This is a genomic window from Enterococcus sp. GPZ-007 (assembly GCF_059374735.1).
Window position 1 is genome coordinate 1 of record NZ_JCAFYN010000038.1, and the last position, 22538, is coordinate 22538.

Annotated in this window: 21 protein-coding genes; all 21 read left to right on the forward strand. The window is 36.9% G+C overall.

The window, feature by feature from the left end:
- A partial coding sequence (locus AC4J95_RS16230; RefSeq protein WP_494550749.1) for an LPXTG cell wall anchor domain-containing protein occupies positions 1-357 on the forward strand: 357 nt, incomplete at its 5' end.
- Positions 358-436: 79 nt separating this feature from the next.
- Positions 437-1159, forward strand: a complete 723-nt coding sequence (locus AC4J95_RS16235) for a class A sortase (RefSeq protein ID WP_494550750.1) — start codon at positions 437-439, stop codon at positions 1157-1159.
- Positions 1160-1207: 48 nt separating this feature from the next.
- On the forward strand, positions 1208-1933 hold the full coding sequence (locus AC4J95_RS16240; protein WP_494550751.1) for a hypothetical protein: 726 nt from the start codon (positions 1208-1210) through the stop codon (positions 1931-1933).
- Positions 1933-4068 carry a coiled-coil domain-containing protein gene (locus tag AC4J95_RS16245; RefSeq protein ID WP_494550752.1) on the forward strand — a complete coding sequence of 712 codons (2136 nt, stop codon included), beginning with the start codon at positions 1933-1935 and terminating at the stop codon, positions 4066-4068. Before AC4J95_RS16240 ends, AC4J95_RS16245 begins: the two co-directional genes overlap by 1 nt.
- Positions 4069-4081: 13 nt before the next feature.
- Positions 4082-4798 (forward strand): winged helix-turn-helix domain-containing protein, encoded by a 717-nt coding sequence (locus AC4J95_RS16250; protein ID WP_494550753.1) that lies wholly within the window; start codon positions 4082-4084, stop codon positions 4796-4798.
- On the forward strand, positions 4788-5723 hold the full coding sequence (locus AC4J95_RS16255) for a sortase family protein (RefSeq protein ID WP_494550754.1): 936 nt from the start codon (positions 4788-4790) through the stop codon (positions 5721-5723). Before AC4J95_RS16250 ends, AC4J95_RS16255 begins: the two co-directional genes overlap by 11 nt.
- A gap of 21 nt (positions 5724-5744) precedes the next feature.
- Entirely contained in the window at positions 5745-6146 is a 402-nt protein-coding gene (locus AC4J95_RS16260; RefSeq protein ID WP_494550755.1) for a hypothetical protein, read from the forward strand.
- 53 nt (positions 6147-6199) lie between these two features.
- A complete protein-coding gene (locus AC4J95_RS16265; protein ID WP_494550756.1) occupies positions 6200-6583 on the forward strand; it encodes an LNS2 domain-containing protein in 384 nt (127 codons plus the stop codon).
- Entirely contained in the window at positions 6571-8277 is a 1707-nt protein-coding gene (locus tag AC4J95_RS16270; protein WP_494550757.1) for an aminoglycoside phosphotransferase family protein, read from the forward strand. Before AC4J95_RS16265 ends, AC4J95_RS16270 begins: the two co-directional genes overlap by 13 nt.
- A gap of 40 nt (positions 8278-8317) precedes the next feature.
- Entirely contained in the window at positions 8318-9052 is a 735-nt protein-coding gene (locus AC4J95_RS16275; protein WP_216405613.1) for a sugar phosphate nucleotidyltransferase, read from the forward strand.
- A 24-nt stretch (positions 9053-9076) separates the two neighbouring features.
- Entirely contained in the window at positions 9077-10897 is a 1821-nt protein-coding gene (locus AC4J95_RS16280; protein ID WP_494550758.1) for a hypothetical protein, read from the forward strand.
- A 36-nt stretch (positions 10898-10933) separates the two neighbouring features.
- On the forward strand, positions 10934-12436 hold the full coding sequence (locus AC4J95_RS16285; RefSeq protein ID WP_494550759.1) for a Mur ligase family protein: 1503 nt from the start codon (positions 10934-10936) through the stop codon (positions 12434-12436).
- Positions 12437-12451: 15 nt separating this feature from the next.
- On the forward strand, positions 12452-12901 hold the full coding sequence (locus tag AC4J95_RS16290; RefSeq protein WP_216405621.1) for a hypothetical protein: 450 nt from the start codon (positions 12452-12454) through the stop codon (positions 12899-12901).
- Positions 12902-12943: 42 nt separating this feature from the next.
- Positions 12944-13963: a D-alanine--D-alanine ligase family protein gene (locus tag AC4J95_RS16295; protein WP_216405623.1), complete on the forward strand. Its 1020-nt coding sequence runs from the start codon at positions 12944-12946 to the stop codon at positions 13961-13963.
- 67 nt (positions 13964-14030) lie between these two features.
- Positions 14031-15296, forward strand: coding sequence for a serine hydrolase (locus tag AC4J95_RS16300; protein WP_494550760.1), 1266 nt, complete (start codon positions 14031-14033; stop codon positions 15294-15296).
- A gap of 152 nt (positions 15297-15448) precedes the next feature.
- Positions 15449-17878 carry an LPXTG cell wall anchor domain-containing protein gene (locus tag AC4J95_RS16305; RefSeq protein ID WP_494550761.1) on the forward strand — a complete coding sequence of 810 codons (2430 nt, stop codon included), beginning with the start codon at positions 15449-15451 and terminating at the stop codon, positions 17876-17878.
- A gap of 137 nt (positions 17879-18015) precedes the next feature.
- Entirely contained in the window at positions 18016-18177 is a 162-nt protein-coding gene (locus tag AC4J95_RS16310; protein ID WP_494550762.1) for a hypothetical protein, read from the forward strand.
- Between the two features lie 213 nt (positions 18178-18390).
- Positions 18391-19797 carry an immunoglobulin-like domain-containing protein gene (locus AC4J95_RS16315; RefSeq protein ID WP_494550763.1) on the forward strand — a complete coding sequence of 469 codons (1407 nt, stop codon included), beginning with the start codon at positions 18391-18393 and terminating at the stop codon, positions 19795-19797.
- A 212-nt stretch (positions 19798-20009) separates the two neighbouring features.
- Positions 20010-20693: a WxL domain-containing protein gene (locus AC4J95_RS16320; protein WP_494550764.1), complete on the forward strand. Its 684-nt coding sequence runs from the start codon at positions 20010-20012 to the stop codon at positions 20691-20693.
- Positions 20694-20711: 18 nt separating this feature from the next.
- On the forward strand, positions 20712-21410 hold the full coding sequence (locus AC4J95_RS16325; protein WP_494550765.1) for a WxL domain-containing protein: 699 nt from the start codon (positions 20712-20714) through the stop codon (positions 21408-21410).
- Between the two features lie 49 nt (positions 21411-21459).
- A complete protein-coding gene (locus tag AC4J95_RS16330; RefSeq protein ID WP_494550766.1) occupies positions 21460-22533 on the forward strand; it encodes a WxLIP family cell surface protein in 1074 nt (357 codons plus the stop codon).
- Positions 22534-22538: the final 5 nt, after the last annotated feature.

Genomic DNA, 22538 nt, shown 5'->3' on the forward strand with positions numbered 1-22538 from the left:
GATTCGGATAGTGACTCAGATTCGGATAGCGATTCGGACTCAGACAGTGACTCGGACTCAGATATTGTTATTGGTGGTCCAGATGATCCGTGTATTCTTGACCCAATACCTTCGGGTGATGAACCAGATACTGCTGATCCAATTTCTTTTGAAAAGACCACTACGTTAGCAAAAACGAACTCGTATTCAAGTAGCACGCCGAAATCTAGTTCGACTAAAGCTGCTGAAAAGAACACCTTACCAAAAACAGGAATGAAGTCAGATCACTCGGCTTATCGTGTTACTGGACTAGGGATGTTAGCTGCTGGATTAATTGGATTAACAAAGCGCAGAAAGCGTGGGAAACATAGTAAATAATGTTTAGAAAGCAACCATTATTTTTCAAGAAGCGGGTCTTTTTGATCCGATCCGCTTCTTGATTATTTAGGAGAAAGACATGAAGCGAAAAATCATTGGACTTTTGGGTATTCTACTTATTTTGGTAGGGAGTTTGTTTGTATTTAACAAACCCATCAAGAATTATTTTGTGGAGAAAACGGGGGAAAAGTATGAAATCTCAAAAGTAACCAAAAAAGAGATAGAAGAAAATCAGAAAGAAGAGACCACCTTTGATTTTGATGCGGTAAAGCCCTTGAATATGCGGGCGATCGCAAAGTCCCAAGCAGCTCAATTAAGAGGTGAACTGAACGGCAAGAGTAAAAAATTGCCAGTAATTGCTAGTGTGGCAGTACCGAGTGTAGATATTTGCCTGCCAGTATTTAAAGGGCTGGAAAATGATGGTCTCTATTATGGTGCGGGAACACTTTCGGCGGATCAAGAGATGGGTGAAGGAAACTATGGAATTGCCAGTCATCGATCCGATCAGGCGGATTTGCTATTTACGCCATTAGAGCAGGTGTCAATAGGAGACAAAATCTATCTCACAGATTTGACCAATGTCTATACATATGTCGCAGTTTGGAAAGAAGAGGTCGATCCAGAGAGAGTCGAGGTATTGGAGGTTGATCCTGAGCGAACCTTGGTTACATTGCTGACCTGTGGGGATATCTATGCGACGACTCGGATTGTTGTTCAAGGAGAACTAGAGAGTGTGGTCCCCATGAATCAGATGACTGAAGAAGCGGCCAATGCATTTGATTTACCAATGAAGACCTATTGAATACACACATAGCAAGTGTATTCGTTCGATAACGTAGGAGGAAAAGAAGTGAACGTGTTTATTATATGTTGTTTGGCAATGATGGGAATCATTTTCCTCTGTTTATTGTATCGCTTAGTGGTTCATTACCAATTGAATCGAATCAATGTGAAGCAGACCTCGATTCTTTTTCAAACAAAATTGAATCATTTCAAACAAAGAGAGCTGCGTAAGAGCTTTATGGTTCTGTTTGTAGGTACGATGGGGCTGATTACGGTTCTTTCCTTTGCGATCCTTCAATTATTTCAGGTAGAGACACAGGTACAGGGGGTTCGTGCGAATAATCGATCATTACAGGAGGAGCTCAAGAAGCTTCAGGTAAAGCAAAGCACCAAAAATCTGTTAAAGGAGTATCCGTCTTCAGGCCTTGATCTAGAAAAGACGCTAACTGCGAAGGATCAAACGATAGAGTCTAAGGGACAGGTAGAGAAAGCTTTGTCAGAGAAGCTGCTGCCATATATCGAGGATGCCAATCTTGTCTTATCTAATGGTGATGAGTCCGATTCTGTAAAGGTATTATTAAACGGATCGATAGAGGCGACGAATGCGAACCTTGTGATTCTTGGTCAAAATATTTCGGAATTGATGCGTGAAATGGAAGGCATCAAAGCAGTCACGGAAGTGCATCTCATGATTGTCGATCGTGAAGGAAATGACGTGTATAAGGGCACACATATGCGGAATGAAAGAGGTCAGTTTACATTTCAATCAGAAATGCGGAAAGGAAAAGGCTAATGGCAAAACGGGCAGGATGGTTTTTTAATAAAAATATCATTGAGGAAATCCAAGATTTTACGAATGATGAGGTCGAACAAGAGCGTTTGGCCATCGAAGACAAAACCAGGGAAATTACTCAATTAAAGGAACGTTTAAAAAGTACAACTCAGCAGCAGGAGGACTATCAAACGGAGATTCGTCGTTTGACAAAGAGTCTGGATGAGCTAAAGGAAACTCATAGTAAGCAGGTAGAAGAGCTTTATCAGGAAAAATGGCAGAATGAACAGCTGAAGGCTACCATCAAAGAGGAACGAACCGCGGTCAAAGAACAAGCGGAGCAAGTAGAACAATTGAAGAAAAAGCTTACTCAGGATGGCGATAAAAATAAAAAAATTAATGAATTGACAGAAAAAATCAAACAGCAAAACCAACAATTGATTACAAACCAACGACAACTAGAAGAGACGAAGAAACAGCGTTTAACAATCGAGAATCAATTGAAAAAGCAGATCGCGGAGCTGAAGGAAGAACAAATTTTGTTTGTCGAGAAGCAACAGGCCGACGCTGATAAGTTAGCAGAGCGTGAACAGGCGCGAAAAGTGGCGATCAATGAGCTGAAGGTCATTCAAGGAGAACGTGCGCAATTAGAGAAACATCTGGCTGAAAAAAACAAAGCTTTACACACCTTGACTGAACAAAGCGCATTAGAAAAGCAAGAGAATGACAATAAAATCGCACAGCTAACCGAAGAAGTACAAAAACAACAAAAGAAGCTGACAGCTTATGAACAGCAAATCAATGAGCATAAAGAACGTATCACTGAATTGAACGAGATGGAACAGAAGCTTCAAGTCTTAAATGACCAGCAGGCAAGAGATGCACAAACCATTCAGACACAAGCAGTAGAAGTGCACCATTACCAAGAAACACTCGCAAAAGATGAGAAAACCATAGAAGAGCTGAAGGCAACTATAGAAAGGGGCCGTGAACAGGAGGAAAGCTTCAAGAAATTAGCGGAACAGCAAAAACAGGATCAAAGGACAATCAGCACCCAACAACAGGAAATTCAAGAACTAAAAGCTCAGCTAGAACAAGCAATTTTGGCAAAAGAGGAACCAACTAAAAATTGCCTAGTACTTGAAAAAAAATGCATTACGCAAGAGCAAGCCTTGAAGGAAAATCAAGAACAGCTTACTAAAACACGGGAACAACACCAGAAATTGGTGAAACAATATAGCGATCTCACTCAACAGGTTCATCGTTTGACTGAAGAACGCGGAAACTTGGAAAATCAACTTATCCAACAACAAAATGAAAATAAACAATTAGAGGAGCGAACAGCAGGAATGGAAGAAATAAAAGATATCGTCAATCAATTAGGGGAAGAAAAGCAAACATTGGAGGAGCAATTTAAAAAAGAGCGCGAAGCACTTAATAATGCACTATTTCAGGCACAGGAGGAAATCGTTAAATTGGAAGAGCAAATCGATCATGGGACAGTTAATCAAAAGCTAGTGGAGAAAAATGCCCAATTGGAGGCTAACCTACTAGAGAAAGAAACACAGATGAATGAATTACAAAAAGAAGCGGAACAGGTTGCGGAGTTAAAAGAGCAATCTGATACGCAAGAAAAGAAATTAACAGAATTGACGCAGCAAATCACTGAACTGAACAATTCTTATCAACAGATCCAAACAGAAAAGGAAGAGACGATCAACCGCCTACAGGCAGCAGAAGAGACTCTGGTACAAAAAAATAAGCTGGTACAAAAGCTAGAAGAGCAGCTTCAGGCGAAATCCGAAGAGCGGGACTATGACCCAGAAGCATTAAGTCAAGCCAAACGGCAAATCAATGAGTTGATGGAGAAAAATGAAGCCTTGAAGCAGGAAGTGACTCAATCTCAGCTCGAAATCGGAGAAGTTCTATACACCGCGAAAAAACAAGCCAATCGTACGCTTGAGGAAGCGCAGATTGAAGCGAAGCATTTGATTGGCGCAGCAGAATTAGAGGTTGAGAATATTGGGAATCGTGCGAAGAAGGCACTTCGAGAAGTCTCAGACTCAAAAGAAGCGGTACTAGAAATTTATTCAGACTTGGAATACAAAGTTGAGCAGCTAGCGAAGGGGACGCTACTCATTGAACAGCAGCAGTAGGAGGGAAGAATCAATGACGATTTTACTATTAACGAAGAGTCTTTCATTTGAACAGGATTTTGTTCGAAAATTGAATGATTTGGGTCATGAAGTGCTATGCAGTAAAAAGTTTCTGATAGATTTGATGACAAACGATTATTTTGGAATGGATTTGAATTATTTTGATACGTTGATCTTCAGTGAGACGATCTCTGATCAAGAGGTCAGTCATATTTTGCCATTTTTCTTAAATTTCACTTGTAAGATCTATCGAAAAACAACTAATCCATTGCCTCCTGAAGTTGCGAGAACTTGGCGGGAATTGGGAGTTACAGGTCTTATTTCACAGATGATGCGCTTTGATGAGCTGCGAGAGGAATTGATTACTTGTAATGAGAAAAAATTTGCACTGAAATGGACGTCAGAAAATAGTGAAGACAGAACCATCGAAATGATGGTTCGAGAATTCTCTAGACAAGAGCTTCAGGTTTTTCGAATTTTACAAGCTTCCAAAGACGATTACATTTCTCGCGAAAACTTATCTCAACAACTTTGGGGAGAAGCACCAACAAAATCGAAGGAAAGCCGCCTGTCTGGAATTATTCGCAGTATTAAAGAGAAGCTGTCAACCTATGGTTTTGATGATTCTTGCTTAGAGACCTCGTGGGGACATGGCTATCGTTTAAAAAGAATAAAATTGAAAAAAATGAGTATCGAAGTTCCAAAGGATTTGAAGGTCGTTGAATCATAAAAGCTGGATCTTGAAGGGTGCGTTCTTCTTTTTATTAGTTTCTACACTCGTTTCCTTATTATTTCCGATTGTACACCAGGATAAAATGACAGCTGAAAAATCAGTGATGGTAAAGAAATACAGGGAGAATTACAGGAAGGTAGCGCCCACTAGTCTTGACTATCAAACAAAATACAATGATTACCTGATGGAAATAGATACGATCGCACTATCGAAAAGGCCTGACTTTCAGAGAGTGTCTGACACTGATGGAGTGATCGGAACATTCTCCTTTCCAACAGTGCATCTATCTGAGACCCCACTTTATAAAGAAGAAATGAAAGAATGTCTTTTTCATTATAAACAGGGGTCTCTTCCCACCACAGGAAAGAGTGAACATACAGTCCTGACAATTAAGGATCGTTGGAAAAACCTCCCGGACCTTGTAAAACTAACTCAACTGAAAGTCGGTGATTGCTTCTATCTGAGAATAGGAAACCAAATCAGTGTCTATCAAATCACGACGATACAGACAGGGGATACACAGGAGGAAAGAAAAGTGATCCCGAATGAAGGACTTCTTACGATTGAAAGAAAGAATCTACTGGGTTTTACGAATGACCAAGTCATCATCAAAAGTAGAAAAATAGCGAAGGAAACTCTTCAAAAAGTCAATATCACACCCAAGATTGTCTTTAGTTATCAAACATTCGTAATCGTGTTTCTTCTATTAAATAGTCTCCTTTTTGGTTGGTTAGTGCTGTGTTATCAGAAATATGTAAGAAAAGCTCATGCGATACCATACCGAACCAAGAATGGCGGGTATAGAAAGCTGAGACGATTGTTACAGATTACTCGTGGGTACTACATTCTTTTGGGGTTGATTATGAGCTTTTACTTAGCGGTGATGGTTTATCGATTTTTCTATTTGAACAAACTCTATTAATGAAATGAAGGAATACGTTTAATGAAAAAAATAATTATTATTGGGAGTCTATGGGCTCTGCTCTTAGGCTTAGCTGGTTGTAAAACAACGTCAACCAAAGAATCAAGTACGGAGGAATCAAAAAAAGTGACGGCGTCTCTGCACTCGTCTTCCTCAAAGCCAGCGAGACACTCAACTGAAAATACCAGTGAACAATCAGCTGAAACACCTGAATCATTAGAAACATCAGAATCAGTCGAAACACCCGAAACATCGCAGTCTGATGGAAAATTGTCTGATGTGGGTTTCAAAGAACTGCTCTCTGGAATCAAATACAACAAAGAATACTTAACTGAAGATCAAATAACTGAGTTAAAAGAATTGCATAAGGCAGATCTGACGGAGAAACAATATCAGGAGTTTGTGAAGGTGTTGGAGGAGTAAAGACCAGAACATCAATGAAAAGAATAGTTTAGTTGAAAGTGCAGGGAGCGAAGATGAAAGCAATCGTAATGGATATCGATAATACCTTTTGTGAAAAACGAGGATCGAAGGAATATAAAGACTTGGAGCCATATCCCGAAGTTGTCGATCAGATGAGAAAGTATCGAGAAATGGGCTACAAAATTGTTTTACAAACGGCGAGACAGATGAATACCCATCAAGGAAATCTTGGCTTGATTAATAAAATCACTGTTCCAGTCTTAATCGAATGGCTGGAAAAATGGCAGATTCCTTATGATGAATTACATGTTGGAAAACCTTGGTGTGGACACACTGGCTTTTACGTGGATGATCGAGCGATCCGACCGAAGGAATTTATCACATTAACGGAAGAAGAAATCTTACAACGAATCGAGGATGACGCATGGAAGCAGTAATGATCTTAAATACCAAAAAGATACCTATGGAAATGCAAAAACGTTTTGGTGACATTTATCCATCAATGCTTCCCTTTAAAAATGAAAGTATTGGGGAGTATTTAGTACAGACCTATTCAAATAAAGACTACATCTTTATGGTTTCCAATCAAGAGCAGGCACCTGATAGGAACGTGAAGCTTCTGAAGAAAAGCGAAAGAATTTACGAGCTGTTTTTAACAGATCAAGAGAGTTCTTCCTTATTGAAGGTGGTCCAACAAGCGCTGACACAAATGCTTCCATTGATTGGTCATGATTTTGAATTGATCATCAACTTTGGAGATACGGTCATTCAAGAAACAGCATCTTTATCTGTAAAGAATTACCTGCTGACTGGTGAAAAGGAGCAGCTAGGGCCTTGGACCAGTGTTGTTCGGGAAAATGAGCAACTCACTTTTAGTCATAAACATGCCTCTTCTGATCAAAAAGAAGGGGAAGTGGTCGCTGGTGTCTTTGGCCTTCAAAGTGGGAAAAACTTTTTAACTTCCTGTAAAGCGGTGGATGACAATGAAATGACGGATGATAGCCTGTCTTTCTATCATGCCATTACGTACTACGATGAAAAATTTGAGCAGGTTGCATTGTCCTTTACGGATTCTTGGCTTGATTTAGGGCACGAAGCCGAGTATCTAGAGACTAAAAAAATCGTACAAGCACGCTTCTTTAATGCGATCACGATTGATGATCAACGAGGTATTCTGACTAAGAGTAGTGAAGAACGTCAGAAGCTGATCAATGAAATTCAGTGGTACCTGAAGATGCCGCCTTCACTTCAATACTTAACACCACGCATTTATGATTATTCATTAGAACCAACAAAACCAGAAGTGAAGATGGAGTATTATCCATACGAAACACTACACACTCTCTATATTTATGGCAATTTAGAGCTCAATGACTGGGAAAAAATCATTGAAAAAATGTTGTTTGTACGCAAAGAGATGTCGGAGTGTTCTGAAGCCCAATCTCTGGCCTTAGAGGAAAAGGATTTATTAGATATTTATTTCCAAAAAACAATTGATCGATTAAAGCTACTGTTGCAAGATCCGGCGTTTCAGCCATTTTATGAGCAATCACCAGAGATTAATGGAGAGACTTATTTGCCATTGAAGACAATCGTTGAAAACTTAGAAACAGTGTTGGGGCAGATTGGATTATTAGATGCAAAAACTGCTCGTGTTATTCACGGTGATTTCTGTCTTAGTAATATTTTATTAGATCGTGAGAGTCATTTGATTAAGCTAATCGATCCACGAGGGCAATTTGGATCTTTCGATATTTATGGTGATGAGTTCTATGATATTGCGAAGATTCTTCATAGTTTCGAAGGATCATATGACCACATTATCACAGATAATTTTGAATTAAATGAAGCAACGGACACAAGCTACACCTATCACTTTGAGAAGTCGGAACTTCAAGAAAATATTACTAAGTTGGTAAATCAAAAAGTTGGAGAACATTATGAGATTCAGCAAATTCGCTTGATCGAAGGACTTTTATTCTTGTCTATGATTCCGCTGCATAAAGATTACCCTAAACGACAAAAAGTGATGTTCGGACAGGCGATGAAAATATTGAAGCCGTATTTTGAAGAGGTAGAGAGTGTAAAATTTACTCGTATTTCTAAGAATGAAATTCAGTTACCTCTATAAAAAAGAAATTTCGAGAATGTTCACAAACAGGAGAATATGAATGAATGTAATTATTACCATGGCAGGTCAAGGAAGTCGCTTTACAAAAGTCGGATATCAGCAACCTAAGCATGAAATCATGGCTGGAGAACTGAGTCTATTTGCATGGTCAATGCGCTCGTTGGAACAGTTTTATGATGAACACTTTATCTTTATTGTTCGAAAAGGAAGCTATTCAGAAGCTCATTTAATCGAAGAAATGAGAACGTTGGGAATTCAGTCTTATTTCATTATGGAGCTCACAGAAATGACTAGAGGACAAGCTGATACAGTTATGCAAGTAGCAGATATTCTTTCGGATGATGAAGATATCTTGATCTACAATATTGATACGACAATTAAGTCTGAATATCTATCGAAAGAAATGATCGTTCAAGGTGATGGCTCAGTTCCGTTATTTGAGGCAGAAGGAACCCATTGGTCATTTGCTAAATTGGATGAATCATCGAACAAAATTATCGATATGGCTGAGAAACGTCCAATCTCATCTTGGGGTTCTGTCGGATTGTATTATTTCTGTCGCTGGAAAGATTTTTCTAATGCTTTTGAAAAAATGTCAGATCAATTATTGGAAGAATATGGAGAAATTTATATCGCACCTTTATATAACGATTTAATTAAACATGGAAAACAAATTTATCCAATCTTTTTACCAAAGAGTAGTTTTGCAGCATTAGGAACGCCAGAAGAATTACAAGACTTTGTTCAAGAAAAAATAAGTGACTTTTCAAAATAGAAAATATTGGTTAGGTTGGGAAAAATGGAAAAGAAGTCGACGACAAAGAAGAACAGTAAAGGAAGAATTGTTTGGTCAGTTGTATGCGGAGCGATCCGTGATGAGTTAGAGCTACGCTTAGTATTAGATGAGCTGTTGAGAATGCGCTCTGAAGAGACTATTCAAGGGATCGTTATTAGTACATGGAAAGGTGATTTTGACTCTTTCCCGCAACTGCGTAAAGAAATAGAAAAGAACAATATTGAGATTATTGAACAGGTACCATTGGATAATCGAGTTCAAATAGGTCGAACAAACTCTGTGAATTATCTTCGACAAGCGATGCAAATGCAAAAAGCCTTAGACCAGTTGCCAGAAGACTGCTTTGTTTTAAAAGCACGAACAGATCGAAGCTTAACTCATTTGAAGCAAATCAAACCCTATGTAAAAAAACGTCCAACGAAAATTAGAAATAGAAAGGACTTAAAAAAATACAGGGGAATTTTACCAGAAATATTTGAGTATCCTTTGACAATTTTTAATGCGAAAACACAGCGTATTATTCATTTTAGTGATTTTGTTTTGTATGGCCATATCAATGATGTTCGAAAAATAGTGAATTTCAATATTCCAGAATTGTATCTAGACCGAGATTTGGTTGCAAATACTCAATGGTTTGTTTATCCCTTCTTAGAGAAGTTACCAATTATTCGAGACTATTTCCGACTGATTAATTTTCGTCCTTTAATTACTGGAATGCGAGATTCTTTACAAGAAAAGCCTGAAGCAGATGCCATTCCACGTTTTTTTTATCGAGTTTATGGGACTTATTTAATGGTCCTAGATAATTATTTTGAGTTGGTTGACTTTACTAATGAATTATCTGAAGAAACAGCCTATCACTTCTTTGATCTGTTTATAAATGCAAAAGACAAAGGCATTTCATTTACCATGTTGGGAAGCGCATTGTTAAGCGATCAAGTGGTAGATAATTTATTGGATTTAGAAAAATTAGGCACTACGAAATCTGATCAACTGTTCAAAGAAGTACTAAAAGATAATCAAATCATTCGAAGAGCTGACTCACAGGAGTACCAAGAGATGCGAGACTTCCGTGAAAATGGTTGGTTCAAAGAAAAAAATTGGTTGAGAGTTCCCAATTGGCGACCAATTGTTGAACCACAGGCTGTGAACTATCAAGAAAGTTTACTGGATTATCGATTTGAAGAACTATCCGAAGAGGAAACGAATGATTTGTTAGAGGAATTAAAAGTTACAGATTCGATAGATCGTCATTTATATCATTATTGGTTAAATAATCCCAATTTGGGTGCTAAGGCTGCGGAGGAAATGATTCTTCCTTTTGCACGTACTCAAAATCAAGATGGTGTATTACTTGTATCTAGGTTATTGCGGTTGGGAAAGATTATGAAACCAGAAAATATAGCGAGTATTAAACATTTAATAACTGTGACATCAAATATACAGATTCAGAGGAAAACAGCCAATATTAAGACATATCAGATGATGTTGAATTTATTCTTAACTGAACGATCAGAGGAAGAGTTTAATGAAATTTATCGCACGCCCTCTGGTCAAAGGATTGTTCGGCATTATTTGACAAGTAGTGAATATGATGAAGTTCAACGAAATGAGTACTCAAAACAAGCGTTGATCGAATTTCTTTACAAACGATCAGAGGAATATGAAACCATAGGGAAGACAGTCCTTTCATTAAGATTGGAAGAGATAGCTTCAGAAATTGCACTAAGCAAAGAATCCACTTATCGCATACACCAACGTTATTTGCATGATAATAATAAACGGAATATTACATTATCAAAACGAACATTATCGTTTTTTTGATTGAATGAATAGCAGGATAATTCTAAGGGAGAAAGTATGAACAGTATGATTAAAAGCAAATTGAAGCCAAAACCATTTACAAAAAAAGATTTTGAAAACTTTGATGGCTATTTTTTATTTCCGGAAATTGCTAATAAAATGTTTGTTACAAATTTTGAATATACCGCTGCAGGAGTAGAACATACAGATGTCTCTCACATTGGTTTTGTTGCGTTTACGACTAAGAGAATGAGAGAGTCTTTAGGGGTAAAAAGAGAATGGCCAGATGGAAATGAGGTAGTAAAAAGAGACCCTCAAAAATTTGAAGTTTTAGTGACTGAAAATCCAATAGATAGTCTGAAGAAGACTATCCCTCAATTTATTGTTCCTAATACTTGGGAGTTCATGTATCAAGTTGGTGATTATCTTAGAATGAATACAGATATTCCAGTTATTGCAATTACTGGATCGGTTGGTAAAAGCTCAACTAGAATGATGATCGAACATCTTTTAGGTGAAAGGTTTTCAGTGTTATCTAATGTTGGAAATCATAACACAAGATTTGCCATGCCTTTATACATGACTAGAATGGTCCAGTCTCCTGATATCTTAAACTTAGAGGTATCTCTAAATGCTTTAAATTACAAAGATAAAGGACCACAAACTCTTTTTATTAAGCCAACAATCTCTGTATTAACTTCAATCGGTTATGCTCATATGAGTGGCATGGCAGATTTGAATACTTTGGCCGAGTTCAAAGCGAATGTTTTTAAAGGATTAAGCAAAAATGGAGTAGCTATAATAAATCAAGATATTCAAACAGAACAATTTGAAATTGCTGTTGAGGAAGCTCAAAAAAGTACAGCGAATATTTTTACTTATAGCATGAAAGATGTTTCCGCAAATCTATTTCTGATTTCAATGAAGGAATTAAAAGATTTTACTGAGGTGACGATTTCTCTTAATAATGAGCTACACACTTATTATTTAAGTTTGTCTAGTGCAGGTATGGTAGAGAATTCATTGGCAGCGATTGCTGTACTGACTAATTTAGGACTAGATATTGATTTTTATCTTTCAAGATTTTCGACATTCTATTCTCTTCCTAAAATTATGGAGCGAAAGAAAGGATATATAGATGGTAAAAGAGTAGAAATTTTTGACGATACTCATAATGCTGCAATTCCATCCATGATTAACGCCCTTAGAAGCTTTACAAACAAAGTTCCTTATTATAACGGAAAGAAAATACTTGTACTTGGTCAGGTGGCTGATTTAGGTAAACACTCTGATGAGCTACATAAGAAACTTCTACCTCACATTAATAATTCAGGTGCTGATGTTTTGCTAGGCTATGGAGAAGGGATGAAAAAGGTTGTCTTGAACGCATCAATCCCAGGCCGGTGGTTTGATAATTTAGATAGCTATTTGGCGGCAATTAAAAGGAATATCACTGAAAATAGTCTGTTATTACTAAAAGGATCGATTTCAGGGAGTGATTACAAACGAATCAGTTTTCTATTAGACAAAGAGTTACAAAAAGAAAGAGTAATTGAATAGAGGAGATATGAAAGCGTGGCGAAGATAATACAGAATGTCTATCCATTAACCAATAAAATGTCAAAAGATTTGTTACACATTTCCAATCTTGCGTTACCTACTTTTTGGAGATTACATTACGGGGATTCGATTTCTTTTTCTATAGATGAATCGTTTGTGTTCGCACCTAATTCAAGCGGTCAGGTTCCACAATATAAAAGAGAACTATTTGTTCAAAAAGATCATACCTACTTTTTATGTTTTGAGGTTCATTGCACTGAACACCATTCAGGAAAATTTGGTATAGGTTTAGGAGGGTCAAAAAATTCTTTGGGCGTTTTAGAGAAAACGCCTGGGTTCATTTTAAAACAACAAGTTTTTCATTTTAAAGAGACACGAATGATTCCAATCTATTTTGGCGGAATGAATCAAGCAAATCTTAGTGGTGTAATAAAAAATGTTGTGATGATAGACATGGATGAATAAATTTCAATAGAAGTATAAGACTAAAAAATGGAGGAATTTTTCGTGAAAATAGTTGTACTAGCTGGTGGAAAGAGTAACGAACGAGAAGTCTCAATGACGTCAGGAAGTAAAGTAGCTAATGCATTGATTTCAAAAGGACATCAGGTATTATTGATTGATTTGTCATCAGGTCTTTCTGGATCTACTGATTTTAATTCGGCTTATGAAAAGTATCAAACAAAGCATTATAGCTATACTGTTTCAAAAGAAATACCTGATTTGGGAAACAATTCAAGCAAAGAGATAGGAGAAAATGTTTTAGAAATATGCGGTAGTGCAGATATCACATTTTTTACATTACACGGAGGTATAGGTGAGAATGGCAAGCTACAAGCTATTTTTGATGTGCATGGTATCAAGTATACTGGGTCCGATTATAAAAGTAGCTTGTTAGCGATGGATAAGTTGATCTCAAAAGAATTAATGAGATTTCATGATTTACCAACAGCGAATTGGCAGGTTGTTTCTGGATTAGAAGGTATTGAATCAATCAAATTACCAGCAGTAGTTAAACCAATTGATAGTGGATCAAGTATTGGAATATCAATCGTGGATACCAGAGACGAATTAAAACAGGCCATTAGCAAAGCTCTTAAATATACGAGCAACTCTAGAATTTTGATTGAAGACAAAATTGATGGAAGAGAATTTTCTGTTGGTGTGTTAGGTGAACAGGCATTACCAGTGATTGAATTAAAACCAAAATCTGGTTTTTACGATTATCAAAACAAATATCAAAAAAGTTTAACAGAGGAAATTGTACCAGCTGTTATAACGGATGACCTGAGTGATCAAATGAAGGAAATGGCTCTTAAAATTCATCAACTATTGGGACTAGCTGTTTGTTCGAGAACAGATTTCATTGTTGATGAACAAGACCAAATCTATATGATAGAGGTCAACTCTTTGCCAGGGATGACACCAAGTAGCCTGCTTCCACAAGAAGCTGAGGCCACGGGGATAAATTTTGAAGAATTGTGTGAACAAATAGTCACAAAATCTCTAAGTAAATATCGAATATAAAGTAAATAAGGGGCGAGTTGTACTGAATAAGAATTTTGGAAATTTTGATTCGCCGGAGGAAGATAACTTGTTATCTTTGTCAGATAAAGAAACGAGTCCTTATTGGAAATTGATTTATGGCTCTCCTACTCCGAAGTCTTTTAATGAACTCAGAATAGAATCAAATAAAAAGAATCAGGTGACACAGTATGCGAAAGAATTGTATGTGCAAAAGAATTGTGAGTATCTCCTTTCGTTAGAAGTGAACTGTCTAAAACACAAAACCGGGAAATTAGGAATAGGTATTGGTGGATTAAGGAGCTCACTGGCAGTTTCTAGTAAGACTGAAGGTTTTGTTTTATTAAAGAAAATTATTACTTTTGAAGAGAATCAGGGAATTAACTTTTTTGTTGGAGGTTTGAATAGAGCAAATTTGTCTGGTGTTATTAAAAATTTAACTTTAAAGCGGATATCTAAAAATGTTTTAAATGAAGGAAAAGATTTAGAAGAAAAAAAGATTTTTTTAAGTGATTCAGAAGCTGAAGCGATATTTATAGAAGAAATGAATCGAAAGTGTCAGTTCTTAGGGCTGACACAAACTGTGTTCAAAAATTCCCATGGTTTGTCAAATAACGGACAATTTTCTACATCTTCTGACATGCTAAAGTTGGGTTTGCATGCATCAGGATTTTCAGAAATTCTAAAAGTTTGGGGAGCGAAGAGACACACTGTTAAGATTGAAGGTAAAAATTACAGAACTATAGATATAAAAACTACTGGTATATCACAAGAACTAGAATCATCTTATAGCATTTTAGGATGTAAAACTGGGACTCTTACTCCGAATGTTTTTAATATTTTGATGTTGGTATGTGATGAAGACGAAAATGTATTTTTAGTATCGATTATGCAATCAAAAACGCTGAGTAGCAGGTTTATGGATGTAAAAAAGATAATAGATGTTGCTCGAAAAAAAATGTTGGATTCCAAATATAAGCCTACAGAAGTATTCGAAGCTTGTTCAGGTAGTATTTTACAAATTAAAAATAATCCATTTTATTGGACAAACTCCCAACATAAAATACTCTATTCCTTTAATGAAAATGTAGTGATTCCGCAAGCATCGTTAACCAAAGTGATGACAGCAATAATCATGCTTGAAAATATTCAAGATTTGAATGAAAAATTTAAGATTAAATTATCTGACATCGTCGGGGGAAGTGGTCCCATAATATTTGAAGGAGACGAAATAACCTACAGGGATGCTTTATTTTTAATGATGTTGCCTAGTTCTAATACTATTGCAAAAGCAGTTAGTCGAGTGATTGGGCATAAGCTATCAGGTAATAATTAAAAAGATGGAAGTTTTAAATTTGGTAGTAAACTAAAAGATTCTCCGGAGTTATCCGATAGTTTCGAGTAAGCTGATCAAATTCGTGAAGTAGAGTAGATGATATGAGGAATATCCGATTTAAATGATAACTAGAAAGTTTAGGAGGCTTTTCGATGAAGAAACTGGGTTTTATATTATTGGTATTTGTATGCGTACTATTTGTCTATCCTAGCACGTATGGCGCACAAAGCAGCTCTGATGTTCCAATTGATTCCGAGCATTTTACCGATCCGTTATTCATAGAGTATATCCAAACAAATTTTGATTTAGATAAGGATAATGTTCTTTCAAAAAATGAGTTAGATCAGGCGACTACTATCCATTTCAAAGAGAATATGTATGGTGCAACTAATCCCGCCGACACCGTACAATCACTTCAAGGAATTGAATATTTTTATAATTTATCTAGTTTATCTCTTTACGGACATGAGTATTTGCACCGATTGGATCTTTCTCAAAACAATAAACTGGAAAAGCTAGACTTTCTGTTTGGAGACCTTCTAGAGGTAAAGCTGCCGAATAGTTCTAGTTTAAAAGAGCTTGATCTGTTTGATAATTCTTTAAATAAGCTTGATTTATCTAATTGTAAAAATTTAACTAAGTTATGTTTGGACATGAATGGTTTTGAAAAAATCGATCTTTCTAAACTAAAAAAATTGAAGCACTTAACCTTAGCGAACAATTATCTTTCTAGTATAGATCTGTCGAACAACACGAATTTGGAATATTTAGAATTGGAACATAATAAACTAAAGACGGTGGATCTTTCTAATAATACTTCTCTACAATCGCTTGATATTTCTGGAAATAATATAGAAAAGTTTGATGCTAAAAATTTTAATCAATTGTTTGAGATTTTTTCAGATGAGAGTACGGATGTTACTATCTATTACTCTTCAAAAAATGACAAGAATTCGACTACTAACTTTAAAGGACATTGTACTCCGAACGTTTCGATCGAACTGCACAATAATTTCATCTATGATTCAGAAGGAAATATTGTAGTAGATTTGTCTAAAATTCTTTCACCAAATCTGCTTATGAATTTCTGGGAAATGCAAGATGATTTTGATAATGATACTTATTATCCCACTTCATTAACCATTCCAATTGATGAGCTCAATGATAAGTTCATCAAAACCTACACTTTTCAAGTAAATTCCTCCAAGAAGGAATGGACCTTCTATTTAAAAGATTCTGGTACTACCGAAACAAGCACCAGTAGCACGGAAGAAAGTAGTACAAAACCATCGTCAAGCAGTACAGAAGAAAGTAGTACAACGAAGCCATCGTCAAGCAGTACGGAAGAAAGTAGTTCGACGAAACCATCGTCAAGTAGCAGGGAAGAAAGCAGTACAACGAAACCTTCTTCATCAAGTAGTACCGAAGAGAGCAGTTTGACGAAGCCATCATCAAGTAGCAGGGAAGAAAGTAGTACAACGAAGCCATCGTCAAGCAGTACGGAAGAAAGTAGTTCGACGAAACCATCGTCAAGCAGTACGGAAGAAAGTAGTACAACGAAACCCTCTTCATCAAGTGACACAGAAGAAAACGGCTCAATGAAATCTCGTTATAAGTTAGAGATTTCTGATTTTACTCTACCTAGATACGCAGATTATAAACAGGCGATCAAAGAACGTGTGATCATCAAGAACTTGAAAGGTGAAGTAGTTTCAACAGATAAAGTGAATTTCACGATCACTAGTAGTGGGAATACTGACAAACTAGGTAAGATATCTGCGTTAATTACGATTTCTTATCCAGATGGGACATCATCTAAAATGATAGTAAAGATTAATGTTGTTAGCGGTATACGTGTTGAGGAAGCAGATATTTTCCGATTATTCTATGTCGGTGCTAATAAAGATTCATTTGATCCTTATTCGATTCTCGCTGCCTATGAAATTGGGATTGACGGGAAAATGATTAAATTAGGAAAATATGACGTGACTAAAAAGGTTGGAGTAGAAGTTCTCGATAACCCGCTTGATTTTTCTAAAGCAGGTGTCTATACCGTCCGATATAGGATTACGAATTCTCTTGGTGAAACATTGAATCATACTTATGAGGTCCAAGTACAGGAGGCATTGAAGGAGTTGTCGCTCACCGCAACAGATCAAGTGTTGTATGTAGGGGATAGTTTGACGGAGGATATGATCTATAGCTGGGCGAAGGTAGAAAATTCCGACCACCTTCAATTTGAAGTGTTGGATCAAGCAATTCCAATCAATAAGGTCACTAACAAATTAACTAAGTCAGGAGAATATACCATTCGCTATATCGCCTCTCAAAATTTTGGCGAAACAAAGGAGAAAATCATCAAACTGACTGTTAAGGATCGTCCGGTAGCTTTTCAGTCACCAGACACATCAGCAAAAAAAAGCCTAGCTAATACAGGAAAAGTGTCAGTTGGTGCATCGGAGAAGAAAGGAACGTTACCAAAGACGGGGAGTGAACAGTCGAGTGTTTTGCTTTCCATTATCGGATTTCTGTTGTTGGGCATGGTAGGTATTGTCAAAAAGAGAAAAGCTTTTCGTTTATAAGATTCAGCAGCAAAATATGGACTGGTTAAAAATATGGATCAATTTGATGCGATATTGAAATTGAATGGACTTGATACGAACGGTAATTTCACGTTAGGTCCAGTGAACTAGTTTCTTACAAAGAAAATGGAGGAAAAATGAAAGAGAGATGGTTATTCATTTTAATGATGCTCTTTTTACTCATCCCTTTATCGGTTAGTTCAGACGGTGTATATACCGGAAAAGATGAAAATAGTGGATTAACGGTCAACAAGTTTGAGAAAAGGTCTGGAAAAAATAGTAATAAAGGATGTGATTGAATGATAGTTAGAAAGTTGTTCTTGGTGGTTCCAATCTTTTGTTTTTTCTTCTGTTTTAAAGAGGTATCGGCAGATGAAACTCAGACTATCACGATTGAGAGCTATAGAACGCAATGGCATTGATACAAATGGAAGATTTACTTTGGATCAAGATGGAAACAGAATCAATTACTAAACATAGTAATAATGAAAAGAATGGAAAGGTGGGATTATATGAAAAAGAAGAAATTTGTAGGATGTATGATCGTTTGTTTGGCTGGTTTGTTGGGAAGTGTTGCACCGACAACTTTAGCTGCGGAAAGTGAGGCGATTCAAGAAAGTAGCAGTACCGTGGAATCTGTAGAATCTGAAGTACTTAATCATTCGACAGTTTCCAGTACAGAAAATTTACCAGAAATAATTGGAGCAAAGGATCGGACGCTAAAATGGAGTCAATCCTTTGATCCCAAAGAGGGAGTTACTGCAAGGGACTCTAAAGATGGTGTTCTAACAGATAAAGTTAGAATTACTGGAAAAGTTGATACCTCAAAAGCTGGTACCTATTCGTTGACTTATTCAGTGGAAAACTCTCAAGGGAAAAAATCAGAAAAAGCAATTGTGATAACAGTGCAGCCTAAGGTAGAAGTGAAGTATCAGTTGACAATCGCTGATTTCTCTATACCTAAAAATTCGAAGCTAGCTGAAGAAATCCAAAAACGTCTCGTAGTTAAAAACAATGAGAATAAGGTTGTTGATACTAAGGGAATAACAGTCGCTGTGGAGGGAGGTCAATTAGCAGATAAGTTAGGGACTTCAACAGTGAAGTTTTCAGCGACCTTACCAAATGGAAAGGTTCTTACTGATAAGGTGACAATCACAGTCATTAATGGAATTCGTATTGCCGAACCTAAAGTTGGTTATACCCATACTGGCTCTATTTATGAAGATGCGATTGATTTCATGAAGTATATTGAGGCCTATGAAATAGATGGTCAAGGGAAAGAAAAGCGGTTAGGTGCTTATGATGTGGATACTAAATTTGGAATCAAAATTGTTAAATCGGATCTAGATGTTTCGGTGGCAGGTAAGCATGCGATCGTTTACCAAGTAATCAACTCATTGGGTGAAATAGTCGACCACACCTCTTATGTCACTGTGGTGAAAGAGAAAAAAGAAGTTGTGCCTCCAACGATTCAGGCGGAAGATCATGTGCTTTATGTAGGAGATGTTTTGACTAAAGAAATCGTGTTAGGTTGGGCGAAGACAACGGGTGCGGACAAGTTGATTTTTGAAGTTATCAATGATCAAATTCCAACAACACAAGGAACCAATCGTTTAACAAAAGCTGGAGAGTATAAAATACGTTATCTGGCTTCGAGAATGGACGAACAAACTCAAGCAGAATTAACTGCACAAAAGGATATCACCCTTACAGTGAAGGAAAAGAAAACAACGGAAAAAGTTATTCCAACAAGTAGTGGAACGACTGTGAAGAAAGTGGCTCCAAACACAGATGGAAAAGTAAAAACATTGCCTAAAACGGGGTCAGAAAAATCAAATCATTTATTTGTTTTTAGTGGAATAATGATGGTTGGTATCGTAATCATTTTATCTGTTTGGAAAAAGCGAACAGTTGAATAAATCTAGTTAAAAGAGAACTAAGAAGAAAAATGCGATTCAGAAGCTAAAGGATAGTTCAATCGTCTATAGAGAAAGGATTGGTTCTCTAAAATGGCCAATTTATATCTGATTCAACTATCCTTTGAATAATTCAGAAGGGAGGGTATAGATAAAGTAGGTATAAGAATGAGGTGATAATAGAAATGAAAAAGTGGATGCTTGGAGGTTTTTTTGTGGGAGTTTTTGGTCTATGCATGAGTCTTTATGTTTCGCAAGAAACGGTACAGTGTCAAGTAAACTCAAACGGAGAAGTTGATTTAGTGAACAATAATTCTTCGACACCGCCCAAAGATCCTACAAACCCATCGAATGCTAATGATTCGGGAGATTCTAACAATCCACCAACAAATGAACGAGGACCTTTGTCATTGGATGTCGTACCAAAAGGCTTCTATTTTGGCACACAAAAAATGTACCATGCTGCTCATAACTATTATGCAACTGGGGTTGACAGTCATATTCAGTATTTACAGGTGACCGATAACCGTGATGCAGGAACCTATGGGTGGTCATTAAGGGTCCGACAGGATGGTTATTTAAGAAATGAACATTCAGATTACGAGATAAAAGGTTCGACATTGATCCTTCCAATGGGAGAGACGAGAAATAGAAATAGCAACGAAGGATCTAGTGAAATTACCTCTGAATTGGATTCATATGGTGTAGAAATAACGAATGATGAAAAAATAATTTTCTCTGCATCAAGTGATCCGTCAAAAAAAGCTGGTAAATCAACCTCAACAAATTCTTGGCAATCTCAAGAGGTTATGCTCACCATACCAAAGAACATGGTTAAGGAAGGCGAATATTCGAACAAAATTTATTGGATCTTAACCGATGGAGGTCCAACAAACTAAAAAAAGGGGATATATATTATGAAAAAGACAAAACTGATGATTGTGAGTTTAATGGTAGGTTCAATGCTTGTCGGAGGAGCATCGCAAGTATTAGCAGCAGATTCGACTGGCGAAATCACATTTACTGAAAATACAGGTGGCGGTGACCCGAGTGATCCCGTTGATCCTTCTAAACCTAAACCGGACCCTAAGCCAGATCCAACACCAGAAGCTGGGCCATTAATCTTAAAGGTTATTCCTAAATTTGATTTTGGCACTCACGAGGTAGAACAAGCTGGTAAAACATATTCGGATAATGAGCCAACGAACACATACCTTGAAGTACGTGATAATCGAGATGCTGGAACGAATGGGTGGTCTGTGACAGCTAGTCGTACAGAATTTTCAACAGGGACAAAAGATCTAACAGGCTCAACCTTATCTCTACCAAAAGGGGTTGTTAGAAATAGTATTGCAAATACAACACAAGGGAATACTGCGACAACAGATATTGTCCCAGATACATCTATTTTAGCGTCAGCTGGAGACATTCCATTAACAGGCTCGTCAGTGACCGTTCTAAATACTGTTGTTAACAGTGATCTTGTAGGTAAAGCAAATACAACTAGCAACATCATTGAAAATGGTGATCGTGCAGAGTTAACTGTTGCACCGGGTACAGCGTCTGTTGGAACATTTACTTCAACGATCACTTGGACTGTGACAGCCGCACCATAATAATTATCATGCAAACGGCTATACTACCGTTTTGAAAGGACGAATTTCCGTGAAACGTTTACAAATTGTTTTTTTGACAGTCATTCTTTTTTTTTCCATAATTCCTCATTCTTTAGTATTTGCTGAGGAAGGAGAAAGCGCAGGTTACAGTGTTGCCAAAATTCCCCCGACCATTTCGCAAATTGATGAATCAAGCTCATTTTACGATTTATTGGTCAAATCGGGAGACGATTTTGAAATTCAAGCAGAACTGACGAATCATGGTTCTTCAGAAACAAAGGTGATTATGAAAGACTATACGACCTATACGAATAGTAATGGAGAAATCAATTATTCAGCGCCTTTGCCAAAAAAAGAAGAAGATAAAAGTTTAAAAATTCGTTTTTCTGATATTGCAGAAATTGACGGGAATGGAACAGTGACACTCTTACCTGGAGAGAAAAAAGTTGTTGCAATGAAAATAAGCGTTCCACAGGAGGCTCCAGAAGGCGTTATTTTAGGCTCATGGTATTTTGAAAAAGACGAAGAAAATAAAACGGAAAAGGAAAAATCAAAAAGTAAGAAGAGTAGCATTACGATTGAAAATCGTTTTGCTTATGCAATGGCAGTCAAACTAACCGTTCAAAAAGAAATTGATGAGCCTAATATGAATCTTTTAAAGGTTTTTCCTGATCTGAACAATTACCAAAAGGTGATTAATGCAACTGTTCAAAATGATCAGCCAGCGATCATCTCAAATTTGAATTTTACAGGTAAAGTTACCAGAAAAGGTCAATCAGAGGCTTTGATTAATGGCAAATTGAAAGGGCGTAAGATGGCGCCAAACTCCAATTTCAATGTTCCTTTCTTTTTGGGAAAGGAGCAATTGAAGGCTGGGGAATACACGCTTCATTTAAGTGCCACTACTAAGGATGATAAATGGGCCCAGAAAACATGGGCGTGGACAAAGGATTTTACGATTACAAAAGAAGAGGCGGACAAGTTGAATGAAGAAGCCATCAACGATCCAGAGCCTGAGCAGAATTATTTACTATATCTATTGATAGTTATCATCATTTTGTTAGTCATTCTTTTGCTGGTACTCCTTTTACGAAGAAAGAAGGAAAAGAATACTGAACAATAGAAGGA

What these genes read in the sequence shown, in the direction of transcription:
- AC4J95_RS16235 (WP_494550750.1), top strand. Translation starts at nt 437, where the DNA reads ATGAAGCGAAAAATCATTGGACTTTTGGGTATTCTACTTATTTTGGTA.
- AC4J95_RS16280 (WP_494550758.1), top strand. Translation starts at nt 9,077, where the DNA reads ATGGAAAAGAAGTCGACGACAAAGAAGAACAGTAAAGGAAGAATTGTT.
- AC4J95_RS16245 (WP_494550752.1), top strand. Translation starts at nt 1,933, where the DNA reads ATGGCAAAACGGGCAGGATGGTTTTTTAATAAAAATATCATTGAGGAA.
- AC4J95_RS16270 (WP_494550757.1), top strand. Translation starts at nt 6,571, where the DNA reads ATGGAAGCAGTAATGATCTTAAATACCAAAAAGATACCTATGGAAATG.
- AC4J95_RS16310 (WP_494550762.1), top strand. Translation starts at nt 18,016, where the DNA reads ATGAAAGAGAGATGGTTATTCATTTTAATGATGCTCTTTTTACTCATC.
- AC4J95_RS16305 (WP_494550761.1), top strand. Translation starts at nt 15,449, where the DNA reads ATGAAGAAACTGGGTTTTATATTATTGGTATTTGTATGCGTACTATTT.
- AC4J95_RS16265 (WP_494550756.1), top strand. Translation starts at nt 6,200, where the DNA reads ATGAAAGCAATCGTAATGGATATCGATAATACCTTTTGTGAAAAACGA.
- AC4J95_RS16275 (WP_216405613.1), top strand. Translation starts at nt 8,318, where the DNA reads ATGAATGTAATTATTACCATGGCAGGTCAAGGAAGTCGCTTTACAAAA.
- AC4J95_RS16260 (WP_494550755.1), top strand. Translation starts at nt 5,745, where the DNA reads ATGAAAAAAATAATTATTATTGGGAGTCTATGGGCTCTGCTCTTAGGC.
- AC4J95_RS16250 (WP_494550753.1), top strand. Translation starts at nt 4,082, where the DNA reads ATGACGATTTTACTATTAACGAAGAGTCTTTCATTTGAACAGGATTTT.
- AC4J95_RS16325 (WP_494550765.1), top strand. Translation starts at nt 20,712, where the DNA reads ATGAAAAAGACAAAACTGATGATTGTGAGTTTAATGGTAGGTTCAATG.
- AC4J95_RS16285 (WP_494550759.1), top strand. Translation starts at nt 10,934, where the DNA reads ATGAACAGTATGATTAAAAGCAAATTGAAGCCAAAACCATTTACAAAA.
- AC4J95_RS16315 (WP_494550763.1), top strand. Translation starts at nt 18,391, where the DNA reads ATGAAAAAGAAGAAATTTGTAGGATGTATGATCGTTTGTTTGGCTGGT.